4 protein-coding genes are annotated in these 4,855 nt (G+C 69.2%); all 4 read right to left on the bottom strand.

From position 1 onward, the window contains the following. Positions 1–126: 126 nt before the first annotated feature. Positions 127–1,452: an AI-2E family transporter gene (locus AB0O67_RS36645; protein ID WP_365460219.1), complete on the bottom strand. Its 1,326-nt coding sequence runs from the start codon at positions 1,450–1,452 to the stop codon at positions 127–129. Between the two features lie 135 nt (positions 1,453–1,587). Further along, a complete protein-coding gene (locus tag AB0O67_RS36640; protein ID WP_365460216.1) occupies positions 1,588–2,301 on the bottom strand; it encodes a transglycosylase SLT domain-containing protein in 714 nt (237 codons plus the stop codon). Positions 2,302–2,702: 401 nt separating this feature from the next. Next, entirely contained in the window at positions 2,703–4,028 is a 1,326-nt protein-coding gene (locus AB0O67_RS36635) for a PhoH family protein (protein WP_365460213.1), read from the bottom strand. Positions 4,029–4,343: 315 nt separating this feature from the next. Beyond that, a partial coding sequence (gene uppS / locus AB0O67_RS36630) for a polyprenyl diphosphate synthase (RefSeq protein WP_365460210.1) occupies positions 4,344–4,855 on the bottom strand: 512 nt, incomplete at its 5' end.

Below are 4,855 nucleotides of genomic sequence, written 5' to 3'. Positions count from 1 at the left end.
ACGCTCGGCTGGGAAACCCCAGCCGAGCGTCTGCATAAACTGCTCGCCGTCTGACCTAACCGATCATGTGTTGCGACGATCCCTAGAAACCGCCGATCGGTGTGCGGGGCCTCGGCGTCGCGGGTCTCAGCCGGCCGGGGCCGGTGGGTCGGTGGGCGCGGCCGGGGAGGCGTCGGACGCCGTCGCGCCGTGGGGGCGCGGGGACTGGCGCAGAACGCGTTCATGGGAGTAGGCGCGCAGATAGCCGACGACGGTGTTGGTGACCGCCACCAGCGGCACCGCGACCACCGCGCCGCCGATGCCCGCCACCATGCCACCCGCGGCGACCGACAGCACCACCGCCAGCGGATGGACCCGCACCGCCCGCCCTAGGATGAACGGCTGCAGGATGTGGCCCTCGATCTGCTGCACCGCCAGCACCACGACCAGCGTCATCACGGCCGTGAACACGCCCTGGGTGACCAGCGCGACCACCACCGCCAGCGCGCCGGAGATCACGGCGCCCACCAGCGGGATGAACGCCCCGAGGAAGATGAACACGGCCAGTGGCACCGCCATCGGCACATCGAGGAAGTAGATGCCGAGGCCGATGAAGATCGCGTCGATCAGAGCGACTATCACCGTGCCGCGCACATACGCCGTGAGTGTCTGCCAGGCCCGGGGACCGGCCCCGGCGACTCCCGGCCGGGCCGCCGCCGGCACCAGCTTCAGCGTCCACTCCCAGATCCGCCGCCCGTCGTAGAGCAGGAACAGCGTCGAGAACACCGCGAGCAGGATTCCGGTCAGCGTCTCGACGACGACCGTCACGCCTTCCAGTCCCGCGGTGGTGATCTGGTCGGTGTTGGCCCCGACCGCCTCCCGCAGGTTCTCGGCGATGTCGTTGATCTGCTTGTCGGTGACATGGAAGGGACTGTCGAGCAACCACCGCCGCAACTCGTCGATGCCGTCCTGCACCTGGTCGGAGAGGTTGTCGATGTTCTCCATGACCTGCCAGGTCACGAACCACCCGATCAACCCCATCACCACGAACCCGAGGATCGCGGTCATCGCCGTGGCCGGCCCGCGCGGCACCCCGTACCGCCGCAGCCGCGCCACCGTCGGCTGCAGCATCGCGGTGATGAGCAGCGCCGCCACGAAGGCCAGCACGACGAGTTGCACGGCGCTGATGACCCGCATCAGCACCCACAGCGTGCCCGCCAGCACCAGCAGCCGCCATCCGGCCTCCGCCGCGACCCGCATGCCCCACGGCACTGCCTGCGCCGGGTCGGGACGGGTGCGGACCGGGACGTCACGCGCGTAAGGGGGAGAGCCCGCCGCTCGGGCAGACTCCTCGGGCTCCGGCTCCGGCGCGCCATGGGCGCGCTCCGCCTCGGCCCGGCGCTCTTCCCACCGTTGCCCCATCTCGGTCAGCCGGATGCCGACCCGACCGAGCCACCCTGGCACTCGCGACATGACCCGTCCTTTTCCCCCAACTGTCCCCACCACTCCCCCCGGAGTCGTCCCGTCAGACCGTACATGGCCGAAGCCCCTCACCGAAGGACGGTGAGGGGCTCGGAAAAGTTGAGTGGGACGTTGCCCGACCGGGGCTCAGTACCAGTGGTTGGCCTGCCAGAACGACCAGGCGCCGCAGGGGCTGCCGTAGCGGTCGTTCATGTAGTTCAGGCCCCACTTGATCTGGGTGGCCGGGTTGGTCTGCCAGTCGGATCCGACGGAGGACATCTTGGAGCCGGGCAGCGCCTGGAAGAGGCCGTAGGCACCGGAGGAGGGGTTGACGGCCTGGTAGTTCCAGTCGGACTCGTGGTCCACGATGTTGCTGAAGCACTGGAACTGGTCGCCCGGCACCATCGCCGCGGCCATCGACTGGATCTCGGAGATGGAGTAGGAGCTCTGGACCGCGAAGCTGGTGGCTTCCCGGGCGGCGGAACGGCTGGCCGCCTCCTCCGCCTCCTCGCGCTCCTTGGCTTCCTGTGCCGCCTTCTCGGCGGCTTCCTTCTTCGCGATCGCCGTCTCGGCGGCCGCCTTGCGCGCGGCCTCCTCGGCTTCCTTCTTGGCGCTCGCGTCCGCCGCGATGGCCTGGACGTCGGCCTGCTGCGTCAGGGACGCGGTCTGCACCTGCGCCTGCTGCCCCGCGGGGATGTCCGCGAGGAGTGTCAGGTCGGTTGCCGCCGCCTCGGCGTCATTGGACTGCGCGACACTGCCCGAGGCAACGCCGACAACGCTTCCGACAGCGGTGACCGCGGTGGCCGAGGCCACTGCGAATCCCCGGACCGAAATCCGGCTCACACGGTTTCCTTCCAGCATCGCCCGCTCGGTGACCCTGGCGGACGCAATCGTGCCCCCTGACACTGGCCTCCCCAACTGCGGGTCACGGAAGGCACGGGCCCGGTGGGCAACTCCCGCGAGGGGAGCGCCGCATGGTGCTCGGGCGGCATACGACGACGCTATGGAGTTAGGTGTGGTGCTCCTGCTGTGCCGTACCGCTGGGGGTACAGATGTGTCGTATGCGGGGCCTGACAGGAGTGAGACTCTGCCGTAACCCGACACCGCAAGGCAATTCCGAGTTGCGTGTGAAAGCTCACATGCCGTTTGGCCCCGGCGATATCGAGAAACGGTGACGCGCGAAGGCGCCGCCCGGCTAGGCTCTTCGCCTTTGCCGAACGGCGCCAACTACTGCGTCACCGCCCCGGGATGGGGCGCGGGGGTCAGATCGCCCCCTCCTCCAGCATTTCGGTCACAAGCGCCGCGATCTGGGACCTCTCGGAGCGCGTCAGGGTCACATGGGCGAAAAGGGGATGCCCCTTCAGTTTCTCGACGACGGCGACCACACCGTCATATCGCCCGACCCGCAAATTGTCCCTTTGCGCCACATCGTGCGTGAGAATCACCCGCGAGTTGGCGCCGATTCGGGACAGAACGGTCAGCAGGACATTCCGTTCGAGCGACTGCGCCTCGTCCACGATCACGAACGCGTCGTGCAGCGATCGGCCGCGGATGTGGGTGAGCGGGAGCACCTCCAGCATCCCGCGCGCGGTGACCTCCTCGATGACCTCGCGGCTGGTGACCGCGGACAGCGTGTCGAAGACCGCCTGGGCCCAGGGGCTCATCTTCTCGGCCTCGGAGCCCGGCAGATAGCCCAGTTCCTGCCCGCCCACCGCGTACAGCGGACGGAAGACCATGATCTTCTCGTGCTGGCGGCGCTCCAAGACCGCCTCGAGGCCCGCGCACAGCGCCAGCGCCGACTTGCCGGTGCCGGCCCTGCCGCCCATCGAGACGATCCCGACGTCGGAGTCGAGCAGCAGGTCCAGCGCGATGCGCTGCTCCGCGCTGCGCCCCTTGATGCCGAACGCCTCCCGGTCGCCGCGCACCAGCCGGACGTTGCCCTCCGGTGTCACCCGGCCGAGTGCCTTTCCGCGCTCGGACTGAATGGTCAGGCCAGTGTGGACGGGCAGTCCGGCCGCTTCCGGAACATAGACATGGCCTTCGTCGAAGAGGACGTCCACCTGCTCGCCGGGAAGTGTCAGTTCGGACATTCCGGTCCAGCCGGAGGAGTCCGTGATGGCGAGTTCCGCGCGGTACTCCTCGGCCTGCAGGCCGACGGAGGACGCCTTGATCCTGAGCGGGAGGTCCTTCGACACGACGGTGACGTCGAATCCCCCGGCCTGCAGGTTCCGGGCGACCGCGAGGATGCGGGAGTCGTTGTCCCCCAGGCGGTAGCCGGTCGGCAGCACACTGGGGTCCGAGTGGTTGAGCTCGACACGGAGGGTGCCGCCGAGTTCCCCGATCGGGATGGGGGCGTCCAGACGGCCGTACCGCACGCGGTAGTCGTCGAGCAGACGCAGGGCCTGCCGGGCGAAGTAGCCGAGTTCGGGATGGTGCCGCTTCGCCTCCAGCTCTGTGACCACCACGACCGGGAGCACGACCTCGTGCTCGTCGAAGCGGTTCGAAGCGTTCGGGTCCGCCAGCAGGACGCTGGTGTCGAGAACATAGGTGCGCCGGTCGGGCTTGTGGCGCTTTGTGCTGGTCACCACGGAAGGACGTACCCCCTCGGATGAGGTCGGGGAGCGACGGAGACGGTCTGGACCGGTTGCCGGCCGCGATGCACGGGCCGGAGACCGGCCCCTCGCCGCTTCGTCCGTGCTGCTGTGACCGCACGATCGGGCTGGTGCAAAGGGCCTCCCGGGCGGACGGCCCCGTGCCGTCCGCTGAGATCCGACACCCGTGGTTCGGGCGTCGACCTGGTTGCTTTATGCCCTCGAAAGCGCGCCGCCATGCCACGGCATATGACGGCGCGCCGGTGAACTCCGTGTGAAGCGCTCTACGCCGGAAGGGGTGGGGCGGCTCGGTCAGCCGCCGTAGCGGCGGTGGCGGGCCGCGTAGTCGCGCAGGGCGCGCAGGAAGTCGACCTTGCGGAAGGCCGGCCAGAAGACCTCACAGAAGTAGTACTCCGAGTGGGCCGTCTGCCACAGCATGAAACCGGACAGCCGCTGCTCGCCGCTGGTGCGGATGACCAGGTCGGGGTCGGGCTGGGCACCCGTGTAGAGGTGGCGACCGATCATGTCGACGTCCACCGCTTCGGCGATGTCCTCGACGGAGTGGCCCTTGTCGGCGGCGTCCAGCAGCATGGCGCGGACGGCGTCGGCGATCTCCTGGCGGCCGCCGTAGCCGATGGCGACGTTGACCAGTATTCCGTCGACGTGCGCGGTGGCCTCCTCGGCCTCCTTGAGCGCGGTCTGCATCGGGGACGGCAGCAGGTCGGGGGTGCCGACGTGGTGCACGCGCCAGCGGCCGTCGGCGGCGAGGGAGCGCACGACGTCCTCGATGATGCCGAGCAGCGGGACGAGTTCGTCCTCGGGCC

This window comes from Streptomyces sp. NPDC086077 (assembly GCF_040686175.1).
GTDB lineage: Bacteria > Actinomycetota > Actinomycetes > Streptomycetales > Streptomycetaceae > Streptomyces.
Note: the sequence above shows the minus strand (reverse complement) of the source record. Positions and strands in the feature narration are given on the sequence as shown.

Coding starts and splice junctions, on each gene's coding strand:
- AB0O67_RS36645 (WP_365460219.1), bottom strand. CDS start 1,452: ATGTCGCGAGTGCCAGGGTGGCTCGGTCGGGTCGGCATCCGGCTGACC.
- AB0O67_RS36640 (WP_365460216.1), bottom strand. CDS start 2,301: ATGCTGGAAGGAAACCGTGTGAGCCGGATTTCGGTCCGGGGATTCGCA.